The sequence below is a fragment of the Pseudomonas sp. SJZ078 genome (assembly GCF_007828255.1).
Taxonomy (GTDB): domain Bacteria; phylum Pseudomonadota; class Gammaproteobacteria; order Pseudomonadales; family Pseudomonadaceae; genus Aquipseudomonas.
On record NZ_VIUG01000001.1, the window covers coordinates 76424 to 96444 of the forward strand.

Here is a 20021-nt window from a genome sequence, read left to right on the forward strand (position 1 = left end):
TCCAGGGTATAGCCCCCCTTGGCGGGGAGTTCCTGTGGCGAGGGAGCTTGCTCCCGTTGGGGCGCGAAGCGGCCCTGTTCGGGGCTACTACGTAGCCCAGCGGGAGCAAGCTCCCTCGCCACAAAAAGCGGCCGGCAGGCGCATCGGGTGAGTCAAACCGCCGGAGGCTTGCGGGCCGCTCGTGGTTTTTTGTCGGCCGGCTTGCCAGCCGCTGGCGCTGCCGCAGCGGGTTTAGCCGCAGGCTTGGCCTTGGGCGCCGCGCTTTTTGCCGGCGCCTTGGCCGGGGTGCTCTTGGCTGCCACAGACTTGATGCCATCGGCCTTGCCGGCGGCTGGTTTGGCGGCGGCCTTGGCTGGCTTGCTCGGCGCCAGCGCTTCGGCCTCGGCCAGTTTGCGCGCCATCTCCCAATGACGCTTTTCCTGCCCGGCAGGCTTACCTTCGGATTCCCAGATCTGATAGGCAAATTCACGAATGCGTTTATCGTCGGTACTCATCGCAATGCTCCTGACATGACTCAAGATGGGATAAAGACGTTGACCGGGAAATCCCCCAGTGCGGTGTTGACCATCAACTCCCCTTGGGGTGTGACTGTTGTGTGTGTAAAAAGTCCCTTCAGTTTTCCATCCTCCACGGCGAACGGTAGCGAAACGCGGGTATCGCCCCAGTTCGCAGCGGTCACCCAGGGTTCGGTACCGTTGCCCAGCAGGCCGGCAGCGTGGATCGGTACCACCACGATGGCCCGCTGTTGCTCGTACTCACGCATGAAGGCCAGGACCCGGTCCGCGTGTTCGCCGGCCACTGGTAATGGCTGGTAGCTGCCCTGGCGGAACAACTCCGGGTATTCGGCCCGCAAGGCCAGCGTTCTGGCGATCAGGGCTTGTTTGACCCGGCCATCGCGCCAGTTGTGTATCAGCTCGGCAGGCGGGCTGTCGCTCTGTAGTGCCTGCCGGCGCGCGTCGAAGTCCACCGGGCGACGGTTGTCCGGATCCACCAGGCTGAAATCCCAGAACTCGGCGCCCTGGTACAGGTCCGGAACACCGGGTACTGTCATGCGCAACAGGGTCTGCGCCAGGCTGTTGAGGGCGCCCGCAGGAGCGATGGCCTGGACAGCCTCGGCGATGGCGCTGCGCAGCGGCAGTCCTTCATTGCCCAGCAACAGTCGTTCCAGGAACATCTGGGTCGCCTGTTCATAGGCATCGTTGACGGCCGCCCAGCTACTTTGCAGCTTGGCTTCACGCAACGCCTTGCGCTGCCACTGCCACAAGCGTTCGTTGTAGTCCGAGAGGGCCTTGTGATCGTTGAGATCGAGGTCCAGCGGCCAGCTCCCGAGCAACGCCTGGTACATGATCAGCTCATCGCCGGCCGAGGGTGCGGCGGGATCGCTGTGCAGCGACGGGGAGAGAATCCGCCATTGTTCGACGCAGGCGGTGTACCAGTCAGCGCGTTCGCTGAGCACCGCCAGCCGCGCCCGGGTGTCTTCGCCACGCTTGTGGTCGTGGGTGGCCGTCGTGAGCAGGTTGTCTGGAAAATGCGCCTGCCGTTCCAGACAAGCCTCATGGAATTCCTGTGGCGCAGCGCTGAAGCGTTCGGTGTTGTAGCCCACGTCATTGCGCGACAGCAGGACCGCCGAGCGATACAGGGCGGTATCCTCCACGGCCTTGGCGGCAGCGGGCGAGGTCAGCTGCTGGAAGCGCACACAGGCATGGCGCAGCCGTTTGCGCTGGCTTCCTCGCGGGCGTTGCCGCCAGGTCATGCCACCGAGCCAGTCGGCCAGGCAGTCAAGTACCGGCCAGTCGGCTTCACTGAGGGTCTGCCTTGCGCCTTCCAGGGCCTGGTGGAAAAATCCCTCGTCTTCCGCGCTACGGCCCAAAGGGCTGATATAGGTGCGGTACACCGGGAAGTGCACGATGAGTTCCTGCAGCGCCCGGCGAATTGCTCCGAGGGTCAGGTCGCGGGTCATCACGTCGTCCCGGGCGACCTGTAGCAGGGCCTGGGCAACACTTTCGAAGTCCCCGGCCAGGGATCCGTTGAGAATCTGCTGGCGGGCCAGGCGGGCTTCTTCGATGAAGTGCGCCGGTCGTTCGCTGTGGCGGCTCCAGAACTCGGCGAGGGGGGCGGCACCGCTCGGATCATGCTGCAGCAGCGAAATCTGATTCATGAATTCGTAGCCGGTGCTGCCATCGATGTTCCAGTCCCGGCGCAGCGTCTCGCCATCGCCGAGGATTTTCTCGACGAAGATCGGCAGGTGTCGCGACGGCGACAGCCCATCGACACGCCTGCGCAATTTGCGACAGTAACCGCGAGGGTCGGCCAGGCCGTCGATGTGATCGATCCGCAAGCCGTCCACCAGCCCTTCTTCGATCAATTCGAAAATCTTCGCGTGGGTCGCTTCGAACACCGCCGGGCGTTCGACCCGCAGGCCACCGAGCTCGTTGACATCGAAAAACCGCCGCCAGTTGATGTCATCCGCCGCCGTGCGCCAACTGGCGAGGCGATAGCTCTGGCGCTCCAGCAGTTGGTGCAGGCGCTCGAAACCTTCAGGTTTCTCGGAATCGTAACCGCCCAGGTTGTCTTCGATGGCGCTCAGGATGTGCGCCTGCGTGGCCAATTCGCTCAACTCCTGCTGGAGAGGGCGGGCGAGGCTATGGGCGTCGGTCTGGTAGTTCAGCGTGGTGAAGCGCTCCGCGAGGGCCTTGAGCGGTTCGGCCTGTTCGGCTGGCAAGGTATCGGCGGGTCTGAGCAGCTCGCCATACTGCATCGGACAGATGGGAAAGTGATGCTCGTAATGCTCGACGTAGAAGCGGCCCAAGGCAGGATCGAAGCGCAGCTTCAGCGTTCCTTCCTGCAACGCCACGCCGTAGTCGCTGCCCAGGAATGGCAGCAGCAATTGGCCTTCCATCAGCGGATCGGGAGAGTGCCACTGGATATCGAAGAACTCGCCATAGGGGCTCAAGCGTCCCCATTCCAGCAGGTCCAGCCACCAGGGGTTATCGTTACCGCCGACCGCCATGTGATTGGAGACGATGTCGAGGATCAGGCCCATCCGATGCTCGCGCAAGGTTGCCACCAGGCGCTTGAGCGCGGTTTCGCCCCCCAGCTCGGGGTTGATCAGGGTCGGGTCGACCACGTCGTAGCCGTGCATCGAGCCGGCCCGGGCCTTGAGCAGGGGCGAGGCATACACGTGGCTGATGCCCAGCGAGGCGAAGTACGGCACCAGCGGTGCTGCGTCATCCAGGGTGAAGCCTTTATGAAACTGCAGGCGCAAGGTTGCCCGCAGAGGTTGGGTCGACGTCTGTTTCATTGGTCACGCTCGTTCGCCTGAAGCCTCGCGCAGGCGAGTATTTCCAGACGCCGGGCGGCGTCCGGGCCATCCAGCAGCGCCTGGCTCTCGTCGGGCAGGCGCCTGCGCCAATTGGGGTGAGTGTCGGTAGTACCAGGCAGGTTGGCCTGCTCGTCGATGCCCAGGGCGTCTTCGAGTGGCAGCAGCACCAGTGGCGCGCGGGTATGGCCAAGGAAGCGCACGCTGGCGTCCAGCACCTGATCAGTCTCGCGATGTTCCTCGCGAAAGTTCTGCGGGTCCTGGTTCAACACGTCCCGCAGGCCCTCGCGCTCACGCTCGCGATGCCGGCGCCAGTCCGTTTCGGTATGGGCGTCGATCAGATCCAGGCGGGCGTTCCAGTCGATGTCATGACCGTGCCACCAACCATTGAGGGTCGGCAGGTCATGGGTGCTGGTGGTCGCCAGGGCATTGTCGGGCCAATCGAGAATGGGCTTGAAGCGGGTGTTGTCCTGTTCGAACAACAGTACCCGCATGCCCAGGATCGAGCGGGCGCTGAGCTTCTCCCGCAGGCCGTCGGGCACGGTGCCGAGGTCTTCGCCGAGCACTATGGCCTGATGACGATGGGATTCGAGGGCCAGCAGGCGCAGCAAGTCGTCTACAGGATAATAGAGATAGGCGCCATCGGAGGGCGGCGCGTCGTTGGGGATCACCCACAGCCGTTGCAGGCCCATGACGTGATCGATGCGCAAGCCGCCGGCATGGGCAAAGTTGGCCCGCAGCATTTCAATGAAGGCACGAAAGCCGTTGCGCACCAGGCCTTGCGGTGAAAACGCCGAGATGCCCCAGCCCTGGCCGGAACGATTGAGGATGTCCGGTGGCGCGCCCACGGTCAGCGAGGCCAGTAATTCATCCTGGCGGCTCCAGGCCTGGCTGCCGGCGCCGTCGGCACCCACCGCCAGGTCGGCGATCAGGCCGATGCCCATGCCGCTGGATCTGGCGGCGCTCTGGGCCCGTTCCAGGCATCGGGCAATCAGCCATTGGCAAAAGGCGTAGTAGCCGATTTCGTCGGCGTTTTCCTCAGCGAAACGTGCCAGTGCCGCATTGCGCGGGTGGCGCCACTCCTCGGGCCACTGGCGCCAATCGAGGCTTTCGCCGCGGGCGGCGCGTTCCGCTTGCAGGGCCTCGAAGCGGCAGTGGTTTTCCAAGGCTTCGCCGCTGGAGTGGCGGAAGCTGCTGAAGTCTTCATGCAACGGGTGCTCGCCCTGGCTGAAGCCATCGTACAGGGCGCGAAGGATTTTCTGCTTGGCCTCGGCCGCCACCGGCCAGTCCACCAAGGGCTGTTCTTCGAGGTGGCGCAGTTGATTGACCAGGCCCGTGGCGTCGATCGCCATGCGCAAGGCCCGCTCCCCCAGGATCGTGCCCGGCGCGGCATACAGGCTGTTGAGGAACAGCCGGCTCGATGGCGAGTAGGGGCTATAACGACTGGTGTCGTTGCTGAACATCGCGTGTATCGGGCTGATGGCCAGGGCGTAGGCACCGCGCTCGCCGGCCACCCGAGCCAGTTCTTCGAGCGCCTGGGTATCGCCGAAGCCGCCATCACCGGGGCGACGCAGCGCATATAGCTGCGCGCTCAAACCCCAGGCCCTGGGCGTCGGGTCGTCCACGGCCTCGGCCACGCTGTAGCAGCGGGCGGGCGCGACGGCCAGGGTAAAATGCTGGTCCTCGATGCGGACCTGCTGGTAGCCCACCGGGACCATTCCCGGCAGCTTCGCATCGGCGTCGAGTTTCAGGTTCAGCGTCGCGCCGTCCTCGAGCCGGATCTCGCAGGGCATCGAGCCTTCGAAATAGCGGCTCAGGTCGACGCTGGCACCGACGTCGGCGGTGATCAAGGGGGGCAGACGATGATTCTGTTGCTCTTCCTGCAATTGCAAAAGACTGGCGTCGATTTCCTGAGCACTGCCGGCCGGATGGCCCAGGCCCGTCAGGACCGAGCGCAATACCGCTGGCGAGACTTTCCGGGCCCGGCCATTCGCGTCGATCCAGTCCACCGCCAGGCCCGCGCGGCCGGCGAGGATTTCCAGTTGCGCATCGCTCATGGGCGCTCTCCAGTAATGTTGGGCAACGTTGCTGCGTGCGTCAGAGTGACCAGCGCGCTGTAGGGTGCAAGAACACCCTGTTCCAACAGACCCATGGCTTGCTGCGGATGTTCGAAAAGAATGCGCGCTTGCTCCGGGGCGCTATGTTCAATCGGCCGCTCGCTGAGGTTCAGGTCGATGCGCAGCACACTGCCGTCCTCCATCCGCCAGCGTGCACTGATCGCGCCGTGGCCGAGCACGTCGGCCCCCAATGCCTGGATCGCGGGCAAGCGCGGAACGATTTCTTCGCGGCGGATTTTCAGCAATTGACGGTATAGCGCCTCGCTGGCTTGTTGCTCCGGCCCACGGGATTCCAGATTCGGTCGCGAGGCGTCGAACGTGGCGGCCGCATTGGGATCGGGAATCCGCTTGCGTTTCTCGGGGTCGGCAAAGGCACTGAAAGCCTTGAACTCGTTGCGCCGCCCCTCGCGGACCAGCTCCGCCAGCTCACCGTGGTGGCTGGTAAAAAACAGGAACGGCTGTTCGGCCAGCACTTCGTCGCCCATGAACAGCAACGGAATCATCGGGCTCAATAGAAGAAGCGCCGTTGCCGCCTGCAGGGCCTGTGGTGGAGTCAATTGGTGCAGGCGCTCGCCCAAGGCCCGGTTGCCGATCTGGTCGTGATTCTGCAGGAACAGTACGAACGCGTTGGCGGGCAAATGACCGCTGGGTTCGCCCCGGGGCTCGCCGTGACGGTTGAGATGGCCCTGGAACACGAAACCCTGGCTAAGGCAGCGTGCCAGTTTTTCCGTGGGCTGTTCGGCGTAGTCGGCGTAATAGGCGTCGGTTTCCCCGGTGAGCAACACGTGCAGGGCGTTATGGCCGTCGTCGTTCCACTGGGCGTCGTAGCCCTGCTCGAGCAGGCTGGCCTGGTTGTGTTCGTTCTCCACGGTCAGCCAGACATGCCGCGCCGGGTCGACCTGTTGACGCACCCTGGCGGCCAGCTCCTGGAGAAAATCCGGGTCTTCAATCGCGTGCACGGCATCCAGGCGCAGGCCGTCGAAGCGGTATTCCAGCAACCACATGAGCGCATTGTCGATGAAGAAGTCCCGTACCTCGCGGCGGCGAAAATCGATGGCCGCGCCCCAGGGGGTGTGCTTGTCTTCGCGAAAGAAGCCCTTGGCGTAGCGGTGCAGGTAATTGCCATCGGGGCCGAAGTGGTTGTAGACCACATCCAGGATCACCGCGAGCCCATGACCATGGGCGCTGTCGATCAGGTGCTTGAGCTGTTCCGGCGTGCCATAGGACGCCTGGGGCGCATAGGGCAGGACTCCGTCGTAGCCCCAGTTGCGATCACCGGGGAACTGCGCCAGGGGCATCAGTTCGATGGCGGTGACACCCAGCCCGGCCAGGCGTGCCAGTTGCTGTTCGACGCCTTCGAAGCCACCGAGGGTGCCGACATGCAACTCGTAGATCACTGCTTCATACCAGGGGCGACCGGACCATTGGGTGTGGCGCCATTGATAAGCGTGGGGGTCGACCACCACGCTGGGGCGGTCGATGTCTCCGGCCTGGGCACGGGAAGCGGGGTCGGGGACTTCCAATTCTCCATCGATGTTATAGCGATAGCGGGTGCCGGCGGGGCAGCGGGTCTGGATCATGAACCAGCCGTTGGCTTGGGGCAGCAGCGGTATTGACTCGCCAGTGTCGAATTCGACACTGACGTAAAACGCATCCGGGGCCCACAGGGCGAAGCGAGTGTGCTCGGCATCAAGCAGGGTCGCGCCGTGGGTCCAGGTGTCAGGCGTCCTTGACGGCATCGATCACCTCATTGTCTGGCCGATTTACCCAGGGATTGAGCCACCAGTTGTTCGTAGAGTTCGGCGTAGGGTTCGACTGCCTTGCTCCAGTTGAAAGGTGCCGACATCGCCCGGCAGCGCATGGCGTTAAGCAGTTCAGGGAAGGCGAACACCTTGAAGGCCCGGCTCAGTGCCTGCTTGTAGCTGTCCACGGTGGATTCGGCGAACAGAAAACCGGTGATGCCGTCTTCAATGGTGTCCGCCAGGCCGCCGGTATTGCGCGCCACCGGCAGTGAGCCGAAGCGTTGGGCGTACATCTGGCTCAAGCCGCAGGGTTCATAGCGCGATGGCATCAGCAGGAAGTCACTGCCGGCGAACATCCGCCGTGCATCGGTTTCGTTGAAGCCGATGCGCACGCCGATCCGACCGGGGAAACGCAGCGCCAGTTCGCGCATGGCCTGTTCTTCTTCCGGTTCGCCACGGCCGATAATGGCGATCTGTCCGCCGGACTCGACGATGAATTCCGCCACGGCTTCGGTCAGGTCCAGGCCTTTCTGGTACACCAGGCGCGATACCACGGCGAACAACGGGCCCTTGGACTCATCGAGGCCGAACAGTTGACGCACGTGGTCGGCGTTCACCGCTTTGCCCTCCCAGTCGCCAATGGCGAATTTGCGGAACAGGTGCGTGTCGGTGGCCGAATCCCAGCTTTCGTCGATGCCATTGGGGATCCCGCTGAGCAAGCCTTGTTGGGTCTTGGCCGCGAGGAAACCATCGAGCCCGCAGCCGAATGTCGGCGTGGTGATTTCCTGGGCATAGGTGGCGCTGACTGTGGTGATGTGGCTGGAATAGGCCATGCCTGCCTTGAGGAACGACAACTTGCCGTAGAACTCCATGCCTTCCTGCTGCAGCGCGTGCTCGGGGATGCCCAGTTCAGGGCAGGAGGCCAGGCTGACGACGCCCTGGTACGCCAGGTTATGAATGGTGAACAGAGTCGGGGTGCGCTGTCCGCGCCAGTGCATGTAGGCGGGCGCCAGCCCGGCCGGCCAGTCATGGGCATGGACCAGGTCTGGGCACCAGTGGATCTGCGCCAGGTTGGCGGCGATGTCCGCCGCGGCCAGGCCCAGGCGTGCGAAGCGGATGTGATTGTCCGGCCAGTCGCGGCCATTGTTGGCGCCGTAGGGCGAGCCTTCCCGGGCAAACAGTTCGGGGCAGATCAGTACGTAGATCACCAGGCCGTCAGCCATGTCCATGCGCCCGATCTTGCAGGGTGGCAGCGCTGCATGGCCGCCGAGTTCACCAACGATGTGGATCGGGTTGCCGCTGTTCATCACCTGCGGATAACCGGGGATCAGCACCCGGACATCATGCAAGCCGGCCATCGCCCGAGGCAGGGCGGACGAGACGTCGCCCAGGCCACCGGTTTTTACCAGGTCGGCGATTTCCGAGGTGACGAACAGGACTTTCTTGCGGTTGGGGTTCTGGCGGACGACGGGGAGCAGTGCCTTGCCTCCGGTGGACAGCACCGGTGCCGTCGGCGATTCGGCCGCCGGCGGTAGTTGTGAACGGACTTGCTGGGGTTCCAAGGCAGCACTGATCATAAGTATCTCCTGTATCTCGATCTGTTTCCGGCACGCGCCAGAGCTGTTGTTTCATTGGCCGAATCCTGCGGCCAGGCGCACAAGCGCTAAGCAAGGAGAGCAAAGCGCTGCCCAATGCGGCGAAGCGAATCAGGTAATGGGGCTGTGCAAGGACTGCACCAGCCGCTGTTGCCCTACCTCTAACCTGACCCGTCGCCGTTGCGAAAAGTTTCGACTTTTTTTCGTCGGGATGACCGGTCGGTTTTCCCCTCGGATCGGCAGTCTAGGTCAGAACCTAGAGCGGTGCGGTGCGCTTCGTCGATTTGTCGGACAATCACGTTTTTTGTCGGCAATGTCTTACATAACGACGGGAGATACGCGCCGACGAAGTGCACATGCCTGAAACAAAAGTGCGGTAAGGGGCAGGGGTGGTTTCATCCGCGTGCGCGATCGGGTGACGGGATGCACCATCGGAGTGCGCTGGGAATGGAGGCGTTTTGATGGCTCTGCCGATCAGGGAAGTACAGTCTTTTTGTGGGAGCGAGCCTGCTCGCGATAGCGATCTTTCGACTATGCAGTCGGGGTCAGTAAGCGGATCGGTGCCCCGCCGGCCCACGCTTGCAGGTCCTCGATCATCTGCGAATAGAACTGCCTATAGTTCTGCCGGCTGACATAACCCACATGCGGCGTGGCCAGTACGTTTTCCAGCGTGCGGAACGGGTGATCGACAGGCAAGGGTTCCTGGGCGAATACATCCAGGGCGGCGCCGGCCAGGCGTTTGTGGCGCAGGGCATCGATCAGCGCGTTTTCATCGACGATGGGCCCCCGGGCGGTGTTGACCAGCAGCGCCTCGGGCTTCATCCACCCCAGCGCCTGGGCGTCCACCAGGCCTCGGGTACGCTCACCCAACACCAGATGGATCGAGAGAATGTCCGCCTGCTCGAACAATTGCTGTTTGCTCACGTAGGTCACGCCCACCTCGGCAGCCTGTTCGGCGGTGAGGTTCTGGCTCCAGGCGGTTACCCGCATGCCGAACACCTGGCCGAACTGCGCTACTCGTTTGCCGATGCTGCCCAGGCCGAGGATGGCCAGGGTCTTGCCGTGCAGGTCGCCACCGAGGCCCTGCTGCCATAGTCCCGCACGCAGGGCATTGGCTTCCTGGACAAGGTTGCGGCTCAAGGCCATTACCAGCGCCCAGGTCAGTTCGGGGGCGGCGTGCTTGTAGCTTTCGGTGCCGCACACCTGGATGCCCAGCCCGGCGGCGGTCTGGAGGTCGAGAGCGGCATTGCGCATGCCGCCGGTGAGCAGCAGCTTGAGATTCGGCAGGCGACGCAGCAGGCCTGCGTCGAATGAAGTGCGTTCGCGCATCACGCAAATCACCTCGAAGGGTGCCAGGCGTTCGGCGAGGGTGTCGCGGTCGGCAGGGTAGTCATGCAGGAACGTGACCTGGCCGATGCTGTCCAGGGCCGACCAGTCCACCACGTCTCGCGCCACATCTTGCCAATCGTCGATGACCGCTATTTGCACCGCCATGGAGCACCTCGTCAGGGAATGGGTTTGTTCAGCCAGCTCAGCAACGCTTCGTGGAAACGGTCCGGCTCCTCCATTTGTGGAGCGTGCCCCAGATGAGGGAACTCCACCAGGGTCGAGCGCGGGATGAGTTGGGCGGCCTGTTTGCCCAACACCTCGTATCGGCCGAGCCTGGCTTTCACTGCCGGCGGGGCGATGTCGCTACCGATGGCCGTGGTATCGGCGGTGCCGATCAGCAACAGGGTCGGCATCTTCAGGTCCTTGAATTCGTAGTAGACCGGCTGGGTGAAGATCATGTCGTAGATCAGCGCCGAGTTCCACGCGACCTGCGTGTGTCCGGGCCCTTTGTTCAAGCCGGCGAGCATGTCCACCCAGCGCTCGAACTCCGGTTTCCAGCGGCCGCCATAGTAGGTCATGCGCTCATAATTGCGAATACCGTCAGCGTTGAGCTTCAGCTCTCGCTCATACCATTGATCGACAGTGCGGTAGGGCACGCCGAGGGCCTTCCAATCCTCCAGGCCGATAGGGTTGACCATCGCCAGGCGCTCTACCTGATCGGGAAACTGCAAGGCATAACGGGTGGCGAGCATACCGCCGGTGGAGTGTCCCAGGATAACGGCTTTCTGGATGCCAAGGGCCTTGAGCAGTGCCTGGGTGTTGTTCGCCAGTTGTTGGAAGCTGTACTGATAGTGGTCCGGTTTGCTGGATGTGCAGAAGCCGATCTGGTCCGCCGCAATTACCCGGTAACCAGCCTGGCTGAGGACCTTGATCGAGTCGCCCCAGGTGGCGGCGCAGAAGTTCTTGCCGTGCATCAGCACGATACTGCGGCCATTGACCTTGCCTTGGGCCGGTACGTCCATGTAGCCCATCTGCAGGGACTTGCCCTGGGACTGGAAGGCGAAGTGCTTGAGGGTGTATGGGTATTCGAAACCTTGGAGTTCCGCCCCGTAGGCCGGCCCTTCCGGGGGAATTTCGGCATGGGCGAGCAGCGGCAGGACAGCGGTCAGGAACAGGCTGGGTAACCAGCGAAGAGTGGCGCGCGGCATGGTCGATCTCCTTGTGGCAGCCGGACGATCCTGGGGCGGTCCGGTTATGGCGACATTAACCACAGGCAATCAACAGGCCGGAATGTTCAACCCAGCCGGGGGGAAATGCGCCATGACGCAGCCCAGCGATCCCGGTCAGTGAGCCGGGTAATCCGCCACCACGGTTTGCGTCCCGTCTTTTTTCAGGCCGATCACCTGGTAGGCATCGCTCATGCCGTCCATTTCCATGCCGGGCGACCCCATGGGCATGCCGGGCGCGGCCACGCCGAGCAAGTCATCACGCTGGCTCAACGCCCGTACCTGATCGGCAGGGACGTGGCCCTCGACGAATTTGCCGTTGATCTCGGCGGTATGGCATGAACGCATGTTGGGTGCCACGCCCAGGCGTTGCTTGACCGAACTCATATCGGTTTCCACATGATCGTTGACCTTGAAGCCGTTCTCCTGAAGGTGAGCGATCCATTTTTTGCAGCAGCCGCAGTTGGCATCGCGATGCACATCGATGGTAGTTGGTGTGGCCGCTTGGGCCAGGGTAGTGACGAACAGGGCGCTCAGGGCGAGCAGGTGCAGGGGATTGGCCATGGAAGCAGTCTCGTGTGGAGCGGGTTGGCGGGAGGATACCAGAGTAGCGGTTGCCAACTGACGGGTTGCTGAGGGGTAGATGACAGAATTGTCAGGTGAGGTGGCTGGCACTCGCTCCCACATGGGATCTGTGCCAGACATCAACCCAACTGACACCATGAAACCCTGTGGGAGCGGGCTTGCAGGGTGGCAATCATTCTCAGCGAAGCTTGAACCGCCCCATGATCGCATTCACCCGACTGTTGGCTTCCAGCAATTGTCGGGTGTTGTTTTCACTGGCCAGTCCGCCTTCCACCAGTTCCTCAACCATATGGCGGATCTGCACCATGCTGCGGTTGATTTCTTCGGTCACGGCGCTCTGTTGTTCGGCGGCGGTGGCGATTTGGGTGCTCAGGCTGTTGATCTGCGCGACGGAGCCGGCCATTTCATCCAGGCCGCTGTTGACCCGGGAGGTCGCGTCGGCAGCCGACTGGCAACTGGCCTGGGTATTTTCCATCGCCGAAACCGACGAACTCACGCCTTGGGTCAGGCGGGTCAGCATTTCGTTGATTTCCGAGGTGCTGGCTTGGGTGCGGGCGGCGAGGGCACGTACCTCGTCGGCTACCACTGCAAATCCGCGACCCTGTTCGCCGGCCCGGGCTGCTTCGATAGCGGCGTTGAGTGCCAGCAGGTTGGTCTGTCCGGCGATGGCGCCGATCACCCCGAGGATTTCGGTGATGCGTTGCGCATCCTGCTGCATGCTCTCGACCTTGCGAGTGGCGCTGGCGACTTCATCGATCAAGGCCACCACGCTATCGGAGGCTTCGCCCACCACGACACGAGAACGATCGGCGTGTTCGTTGGCGCGCTGGGTGAACGCGGCCGTTTCGGCGGCGTTATTGGCCACGCTCTCGGCCGTGGAGCTCATCTGGGTAATGGCGGTCACGGTCTGGTCGGTTTCCGAGGCATGGCGCATCAGGATTTCGCTGGTATGGGCCGAAGTCCGTTGCAGGTTGTCCAGGCTCGATGCCATGGCACCAGTGGCCTGGGTAACTTCACTGATCATGTCTTGAAGGTAAACGATGAAGCGGTTGACCGAATGGCCAATCGCACCCAGTTCATCCTCGGCGCGGATGGTGATGCGTCGGGTCAGGTCGGCATCGCCGGTGGACAGCGCATCGATGTTGCCCTTGAGTACCTTCATGCGGCCGGTCAGTTGGCGGATTGCGTACAACTGCATCAGCACCAGCAGGATGACCATCGGGATCTGCAGCAGGCTGAGGGTGTTCAGCACGTCATCGCGCTGAGCGGTGATCAGGCGGGTTGGCAAGGCGGTGGCGAGAAACCAGGGCGTGCCTTCGATGGGGCGCATGAAGAACGTGCTGGCTTCGCCCTTGTTGTCGAACTCGACCCGTTGCAGTGGCTGGTCGCGCTGAGCCAGGCCTGCCTTGACCTGAGCGGCAAACGGCGAAGTGGCTGCCAGTTCGCTGATGTTCTTCAGCACGATCGGACCGCTGATGCGCGAGCTGTTGCTGATGATCTTGCCGTCGCCTTCGACAATCAGCATTTCGGCGTTCAGGTCGGCTTCCTTGCGTGCCACCAGGTCATTGAAGAAGCCCAGGGTCACGTCGATGGTGGAGACCCCATAGGGCACGCCGTTCTTCTGGATGGCCATGGCGCAGTTGGTGCGCGGTTCGGCGCTGGCGTCATCTTTATAGGCGGCGGCCCAGGCGCATTTGCCGGGTGGTGTGGCCATGCCGCCCTTGTGCCAGGGCTGCTCGTAATAGTTCGGCGCGGCGTCGCTGTTCCAGAACGTATTGACCACCAGTTTGCCGGAGCTGTCGCGGTGCCAGAAGGTGCTGAACTTGTTGCGTCCTTCGGCGCGCTGGTTGGGCAACGGCCAGATTCCGCCACCGAAGACCTTCGGTTCGCCATATTGGTCCACCAGGCCCGGGAGTACCTTGTCGATGGCATCGCTGTCGAGCAACGGAATGGTCTGGGTGATGCTGCGTTGCTGGGCCTGCACTTTGTTCAGCTCGCCCTGGATCTGCTCCGCGACTTCGCCGATGCGATTGAGTGCCACCTGCTCCTCGGTCTGGCGCAGCTTGGGCGCGACCAGATAGCTGATGCCCACAACGGTGAGGATCGACAACACCAGGATGAATAAGATGAGGAACAGCGTGTAGCGAGTCTGAATGGTGCGGAATGAGGGCATTGGACAGTTCCTTGCTCGAAGGCATCTTTCGGGACGGTAGACATGTCTATATCGGCTCCTGGTCGTTGCCCTTGAATGTCCCATGCTTGGTGAGGGGTACCGTTCGTCGCCAATGTGGTCCTGTCATGCTGCCGTGTCGGACTGCGTGCCTCTCCAGTTCCGCGTGTGGCTCTGCAGCTCATCGTGCAGTCGTTGCATCGGCGCTGCCTGCAAGTTCAGTTGGCGAGCCAGCGCGCCACGATGAAACAGCGCCTGCCAGTTCAGCTCGCCTTCGGCGGGCACCATGCCGGTAAAAATGAATCCGGCAGCCATCAGCCGTTGGTAATCCTCGGGGAACTGTCGGCGCAGTCCGAGTCGTATCGCGATCGACCAGTGGGCCGGCAAGCGCTGCAGTTGCCTGGCCAGATGCCGGCTCATGTGCCCGGCTACTACGTCGATACGCCCGGGTAACGAAATGATCTGCAGCGGCTGCATCGAGGCGGGTGCGGCGTCGAACGTGGTGCCAAATTGTGCAGTCAAGGGGGCCATCAGCCATTGGCACGGGGCAGGCCATTGCACGTGCGGCAACGGCCGGTGATGGGCACCCATGATCTGGCAGCCGACCACGATGGTCTCGGTCTGGGCCGGGGCGAACGGCGAGGGCACATGGTCGGGCATCAGCCCTGTGTCATGAAAACCGAGCCGTTGTGCCAGCCGCTGGCTGTAGGGGTGGCTGGTGACTTGTTTGATGGACAGCCTGACGAGCCCGAGATCCTCACAGCTGTCCAACAGTTGCCGGCCCAGGCGGGTGGCGATCTGACTGCCTTGCAGCGCCGGATCCACTGCCACCAGCGCCAGTTCGGCATCCTTCCGGTTCGCCGCAGGTCGGCACAACGCGGCGTGGCCAACCACCTGTTCGTCCATCACGGCGACCATGGAAAACCAGTGTCGATGCTGGTGGTGCTGGCAAATCATATGGGGCACGTAGACGTCCGGCGAAACGTAGTGATCGCCATACACCCGGCGAAACAGTTCGCTGATTCCGATGGCATCGGCGGGCCTGAACATCCTGATGACCAAGGCACTCATCCGGCGTGCCTCGTTGCCATCGGGCCATAGCCCCGACGATCGATGATTTGCAGATGTTTGCCGGAGCGTGGGTGACGCTCCAGGTCCTGCGCCTGGCACGCCTGGACATGCAGAACGAGTTGATCGATACCCGGATGCTGCTGGATCAGCGCGAGTTCCAGCGCCTGGGACAGCGACCCGCAGATGCTCGACGGCTTGTCGGGCACCCATTTGAGTACCGCACGATCATTGTTTTCGATGGGCTCGATGATCAGTTGCCATTGAAACTCACCGCCGAGGCTGCGGATGATCTCGTTGATCCGTTGCGGGAACAGCGAAACCACGCCGACCCGTACCCGCTGGCTCTGTGCGCTACGTCCCGCCAGTTCGAACTTGCGTCGTGGAGTGCCGACAGGCTCCCGCCAGCAGGCCCGGTCCCCCACGGGATAGCGCACCATCGGCATCAGGGTCCGGGTGAAGTTGGTCACCACCAGGTTGCCGGGGCGGTCACAGGCCTCGATGACCTCGCCGCTCACTTCATCGACGATCTCCAGCCGCGTCTGTTCGTCGAATACGCGGTGCTCGCCGAGCAGGCAATCAGCGGCGCTGGCCCCCACCAGTCCGGCGTCCACGCTGGCATAACCGATGGACGCGAAGCGTGCCTGGGGAAAGGCTTGTCTCAACATCGGAAGTTGACGCTCGAACAGGTGCTCACCGCCGAACAGCACGGCGGTGATTCCGGGCAGCGTCCGACCCTGCCGGCCCAAATGGCTGGCAATGGCCAGTAGATGGGCCGGTACACCCGCCAGCACATTGACGCGGTGTGCCGTGACGGCATCGGCCAGCACATCGGGATCGATCGAACCGGTGAAGGGAAACTCGGTAATCGGCAGGTCAACCTGGCAAAGGGCACCATGAATGAACAGGAAACTCGCATACAGGTCCCCCGAGAAGAACAGATTGGCAATTCGATCGCCTGTTTCAAGCTGGGCGGACAGGCTGCCTGCGAAGCCATCGAGCATCCGCTGCCATTCCCCATGGGTGTACACCGACAGCTTCCCCTGACTGGTGGTGCCGCCGGTTTTATAGATCAGTGCGTCCGTGACGGGACCGGTCAGCACCTCCCAAGTGTCCAGGTCATGGCTGCCACTCCAGTAATCGTTGGCATCGACGATCGGCAGGTCCTCGAAAGCGCAGCCTTGCTCGGGTAAATGTCTCCAGTGTTTCTGGTAATACTTTGAATGCAGGCGCACATGGGCAAGCCATTGTTCAAATGGGCAGGAAGGGTTCATCAGGGGCTCTCGGGCTATGAAGATCGCTGGGTAGTGCATGGACGAAGGGCTGTCAGCCGGAGCTTCTGCCATCGATCACCAGCGGTACTTTGCCGCTGTGTCTGTTATGTTCGAAACATTCGGGCGTACAGCGCTGGACCTCCAAGATCAGCAGTGCGGCATCGACGGATGCACACAGCGGTTGCAGTGCCAGGACCCTGCGCCGTACCGTTTCGGCGTCGCCGTCGGCGCGGATCAGGATGCGCTCGCAGCCGCTGCTGTGGTGATCGAGGACGATTTGAATGGCCACCTGAGCCAGTTCGGCCAGCTCCTGGCTATTGATGGATTCCGTGGCGACGCGTAGCACGCGGCCATGGCGTTGCCCCAGCTCGAACCTGGGTGATTCCAGGCCACAAGGGCAGGACCCCGGCAACCAGCGTCCGCAATCACCGACATCGTAGCGCTGTAGAGGCTGCGCCTGGCGCTGTCGGGAAGTGAATAGCAAGCGCCCGATGTCCCCCGGCGTGACTGGAACATCGCGATCCAGCTCGACGATCTCCAGATGCTGAAGAGCGTCCATCAAGTGAAACACGCCATCGTCGCTGGCGGCGCAGGCATGGCCGAGAGGGCCTGCATCCACGCTGCCATACAGGGCCGAGCGAATGCGCGTGACGCCGCAAGCCTGGAACAATTGCCGGCTGGTTTGTCCCAGGTGCTCGCCGCCCAAGAGGATTTTGCGCACACCGCCGTAGTCTTGAAGGAGGCTTTTCTGGCTGGAAAACAGACGGTGCAGTGTGCTCGGCATGCCGATCAACGTATTGATGCCATGGGCGACAATCATCCGGGCGATTTCGTCGAATGCATCGTCCGTCGGTGCGCCCATGGGGTAATGCACGACGTTCATCTGTTCGAGTATTTTCGAGAAACTGAAAAAACCGCCGTAGAGGTTGCCGCCATAGAACAGGTTCATCACCCGGTCTTGCGCGGGGTCTAGGCCGGCCGCACGCAGGCCGTCGGCGGCGGCACGCATGTGACGGTCGAAATCGCGATGGCTGTAGCACGACAGCACGGGCGCGCCGCTGCTGCCACCGGAACGGAAGAACAGTTGTGCCTGGGGGGCGATGGGAAGGGCCATGAAATCAGCCTTGTCCATGATCGGCGTTGAAGGACTCATTGTTATTGGCGCTGGAGAGGTGTCCAGGGTGACACGATGACTCGCGATATGGGGTTCAAGGCCGACCGACACCCGCCTGCTCAAGCGTTGCAGCGCGTAGACGCCGTCGTGGGGCTCGCCGGCATAGCCCTCTTGAATCTCACGGGTCGCCGAGACGCGGGAAACGCCGGCAGCCAGCAAGCGACGGGTCAGCCCTGGTGCCTGCTCCGGCTCACAAATGAGTGCGCAGCTCTGCAATACGTTTCGCCAGGGCAGCAGCGTCTCGGTCAACCATGCTTGAGGGACGGGCCGCAGCAGCAGCGTGCGGAACAGCGGCGACGGCGACAGGTCGCGATGGTGTTCCCAGAGAATGCGCCAGCCATCACCGGCCCAGACCTGGCCTGCGTGCCCCGCGAAGCTGTGGTCCAGTCGGGCGAGTGCCGTTCGGGTAGTGATCTCGCAGGCTTCGGCCGTGGTGAGCTTCAGAGCCGGCCAGCGTACGGCCCTTCGCTCGAATGCGGCGGCCAGGGCGCTCCCCACTTGCTCCATCACGACGGGCTGGTCAGTGTCGACCAGCAGCCATTGCGGACTGGAACAGGCTTGCTGGTCGAGACGGCAGATTTCATCTACCAGAGCATCCATTGCCTGGGGGGTGGCGGCGTGAGGCGTGACATAGGCGAAGCTGATGCGATGCCCCCAGTCGATCCAGCGGCACCCGCTCGGGACCTGCTCGCGCAAAGCCTTGAGCGCTGTCTCGCCGCCCCAGGCGCTGACACCTTGTGCCAGGGCGAAAAGACGCTGGCTGTCGTGGTGGGGAACCGGCAGTACCGCCAGGTAACCGCTGAGCCGGCCACTGCTGTCGCAGGCCAGAAAAGCCGCCAACAGGCGCGCCGTCAATGTCCCATCCTGTGTGCTTGGGCGTATCCAGTTGATGTTGCCCGCCAGCAGGCTTTCCAGGGCCGCGCAGAACGCCAGCAATGGTGCATTGCTCGGCGTGACATGCACCACCAGGCCCAAGGGCTGCCAGCTTTCGAAGGGCCCTTCGCTGTAGTCGATGCGCCGCAGCGAGCGAGGATCGGGGCCCAGCTCCCGTGCCAGTTTCAAGCTCAGGTGCTCGCGCCCGCAGAATGCGATCAGTGCCTGGCGTTGGTCCTCGTCGAGGAACGCTTCCCGTCCGGCACGCAGTCCCTGGGCGAATGTCTCGGCGCAGTCGAGCACGCAGTCGTTCGAGGGCGCCGAGGCCAGGAGGGCCGGCAGTTGCGCTTGCAGGCGTTCGAGGGCCTGGTCGAGTGTCAGGCTCGTGTGCAGTTGGCCGTTGATGAGGTACATATCAATGCTCCTTGATCAGTTCAGCGGCCGCCATGGCACAGCTTCGGCTGGCGCTGGTGCCGGCACGGCCATGCAATTCGAACCATTGGGTGCTCGAACCGCATTCACAGGTGGCAGGGTGCAGCGTCGCCAGGTCGCTCATCACCACGGCATGGGCGGGGCTGGAGGAGATATAGGGCGAAACGAACGACAGCAATCCAGCTTCGCCGAACGGCTGCACTTCGAAATTCGAAGGGTGACGGATGAAGACTTTCGAATAGACCGGTACATGAAATCGATGCCGGGCACATTCGATGTAGGGCACGGCATGCTCGACGGCACCATAACCGTCGCGGCAGCGATGGGCTTCGATGCCCAATTGCCGGGTGATGCGCTCATAGACCTGATGGCGGGGCATTTCCTGGGCAGCCTGTTTCTTCCAGCCGCCCCCCAGGAACACCAGGGAGTCAGGCGCCAGCGTCAGGTCCGGGACGCCGCTCTCGCGCATGCGTTCGAGTACGTGCCAGAGCAGCGCCGGAAAGCCGAAGATCCTCACCGGCAAACCTTGTTCGGCGAATGCCTGCAGGGCTCGGATGACGCCGAAAACGTCGAACTCATGACCGTTGCCGGTGTGTCGCAAGGCGTAGGTCAGGCTATTGACCGGGGCGAAACGACACAGGAACTGATCGGTATAGGCTGTACCGAGGCGGTTGTCCGGTTCGGGTTCATGGCTGAGCAACAAATAGTTGCAGGGCGTGTCCGGCGTGGACCAACCGTAATGATCGAAGATGCGCGCCACCATGGCCTGTGCCGCGGCCATGCTGCGCTCGTCATAGCGCATGCGGCTTTTCTGGCCTCCGGTACCGGAGGACGTGAGCTCCAGGGCCTCCTCGCCCGTCGGGCTGACCAGCAAGCGTTGCTTGAAGTAGTTGGCGTAGATGGGGGGCAGGCGCGACCAGTCCGTCAGGTGTTCCAGGTCCTCGACGGCGAGCCCGTTGGCGTTGAGCCAGTCTGCGTAGCCGGGCGTGTGGTGGCTATGGAACAGGCTGATCTCGGCCATGGCCCGATCGAACAGCCCGGAGGGGATCGACTCGGGGCTATAGGGCTGGGGCAATGCACACAGCGCATCGGCGTGGGGAAAATGGATCATCGGATA

Annotated in this window: 12 protein-coding genes and 2 pseudogenes; all 14 read right to left on the reverse strand. The window is 62.9% G+C overall.

The window, feature by feature from the left end:
* Nucleotides 1–152 precede the first annotated feature (152 nt).
* Entirely contained in the window at nt 153–494 is a 342-nt protein-coding gene (locus tag FBY02_RS00335; RefSeq protein WP_144921670.1) for a DUF2934 domain-containing protein, read from the reverse strand.
* 20 nt (nt 495–514) lie between these two features.
* On the reverse strand, nt 515–3301 hold the full coding sequence (locus tag FBY02_RS00340) for a malto-oligosyltrehalose synthase (protein WP_144921673.1): 2787 nt from the start codon (nt 3299–3301) through the stop codon (nt 515–517).
* Nucleotides 3298–5376 (reverse strand): 4-alpha-glucanotransferase, encoded by a 2079-nt coding sequence (malQ, locus tag FBY02_RS00345; protein ID WP_144921676.1) that lies wholly within the window; start codon nt 5374–5376, stop codon nt 3298–3300. Before malQ ends, FBY02_RS00340 begins: the two co-directional genes overlap by 4 nt.
* Nucleotides 5373–7175: a malto-oligosyltrehalose trehalohydrolase gene (gene treZ / locus FBY02_RS00350; RefSeq protein WP_144921683.1), complete on the reverse strand. Its 1803-nt coding sequence runs from the start codon at nt 7173–7175 to the stop codon at nt 5373–5375. The genes malQ and treZ overlap by 4 nt, the downstream gene beginning before the upstream one ends.
* 8 nt (nt 7176–7183) lie before the next feature.
* Nucleotides 7184–8755 carry a glycogen synthase GlgA gene (gene glgA / locus FBY02_RS00355; RefSeq protein ID WP_144921687.1) on the reverse strand — a complete coding sequence of 524 codons (1572 nt, stop codon included), beginning with the start codon at nt 8753–8755 and terminating at the stop codon, nt 7184–7186.
* A gap of 549 nt (nt 8756–9304) precedes the next feature.
* A complete protein-coding gene (locus FBY02_RS00360; protein WP_144921690.1) occupies nt 9305–10267 on the reverse strand; it encodes a D-2-hydroxyacid dehydrogenase family protein in 963 nt (320 codons plus the stop codon).
* Between the two features lie 11 nt (nt 10268–10278).
* Nucleotides 10279–11310, reverse strand: a complete 1032-nt coding sequence (locus FBY02_RS00365) for an alpha/beta fold hydrolase (protein ID WP_144921696.1) — start codon at nt 11308–11310, stop codon at nt 10279–10281.
* Between the two features lie 135 nt (nt 11311–11445).
* Nucleotides 11446–11892: a DUF411 domain-containing protein gene (locus FBY02_RS00370; protein WP_144921701.1), complete on the reverse strand. Its 447-nt coding sequence runs from the start codon at nt 11890–11892 to the stop codon at nt 11446–11448.
* Nucleotides 11893–12091: 199 nt separating this feature from the next.
* A pseudogene (locus tag FBY02_RS28620) lies at nt 12092–12619 on the reverse strand (methyl-accepting chemotaxis protein); the annotation flags it as partial.
* A gap of 333 nt (nt 12620–12952) precedes the next feature.
* Nucleotides 12953–14170: pseudogene (locus FBY02_RS28625) on the reverse strand (cache domain-containing protein); the annotation flags it as partial.
* Between the two features lie 39 nt (nt 14171–14209).
* Nucleotides 14210–15154, reverse strand: coding sequence for a GNAT family N-acetyltransferase (locus FBY02_RS00380; protein WP_144921709.1), 945 nt, complete (start codon nt 15152–15154; stop codon nt 14210–14212).
* Complete coding sequence (locus FBY02_RS00385) at nt 15151–16425, reverse strand: phenylacetate--CoA ligase family protein (RefSeq protein WP_144921714.1); 1275 nt, start codon at nt 16423–16425, stop codon at nt 15151–15153. The genes FBY02_RS00380 and FBY02_RS00385 overlap by 4 nt, the downstream gene beginning before the upstream one ends.
* Nucleotides 16426–16477: 52 nt before the next feature.
* Complete coding sequence (locus FBY02_RS00390; RefSeq protein WP_144921717.1) at nt 16478–18886, reverse strand: aldehyde dehydrogenase family protein; 2409 nt, start codon at nt 18884–18886, stop codon at nt 16478–16480.
* Between the two features lies 1 nt (nt 18887).
* Nucleotides 18888–20015, reverse strand: a complete 1128-nt coding sequence (locus FBY02_RS00395; protein WP_144921720.1) for an acyl-protein synthase — start codon at nt 20013–20015, stop codon at nt 18888–18890.
* Nucleotides 20016–20021: the final 6 nt, after the last annotated feature.

Coding starts and splice junctions, on each gene's coding strand:
- FBY02_RS00335 (WP_144921670.1), bottom strand. CDS start 494: ATGAGTACCGACGATAAACGCATTCGTGAATTTGCCTATCAGATCTGG.
- FBY02_RS00340 (WP_144921673.1), bottom strand. CDS start 3,301: ATGAAACAGACGTCGACCCAACCTCTGCGGGCAACCTTGCGCCTGCAG.
- malQ (WP_144921676.1), bottom strand. CDS start 5,376: ATGAGCGATGCGCAACTGGAAATCCTCGCCGGCCGCGCGGGCCTGGCG.
- treZ (WP_144921683.1), bottom strand. CDS start 7,175: ATGCCGTCAAGGACGCCTGACACCTGGACCCACGGCGCGACCCTGCTT.
- glgA (WP_144921687.1), bottom strand. CDS start 8,755: ATGATCAGTGCTGCCTTGGAACCCCAGCAAGTCCGTTCACAACTACCG.
- FBY02_RS00360 (WP_144921690.1), bottom strand. CDS start 10,267: ATGGCGGTGCAAATAGCGGTCATCGACGATTGGCAAGATGTGGCGCGA.
- FBY02_RS00365 (WP_144921696.1), bottom strand. CDS start 11,310: ATGCCGCGCGCCACTCTTCGCTGGTTACCCAGCCTGTTCCTGACCGCT.
- FBY02_RS00370 (WP_144921701.1), bottom strand. CDS start 11,892: ATGGCCAATCCCCTGCACCTGCTCGCCCTGAGCGCCCTGTTCGTCACT.
- FBY02_RS00380 (WP_144921709.1), bottom strand. CDS start 15,154: ATGAGTGCCTTGGTCATCAGGATGTTCAGGCCCGCCGATGCCATCGGA.
- FBY02_RS00385 (WP_144921714.1), bottom strand. CDS start 16,425: ATGAACCCTTCCTGCCCATTTGAACAATGGCTTGCCCATGTGCGCCTG.
- FBY02_RS00390 (WP_144921717.1), bottom strand. CDS start 18,886: ATGTACCTCATCAACGGCCAACTGCACACGAGCCTGACACTCGACCAG.
- FBY02_RS00395 (WP_144921720.1), bottom strand. CDS start 20,015: ATGATCCATTTTCCCCACGCCGATGCGCTGTGTGCATTGCCCCAGCCC.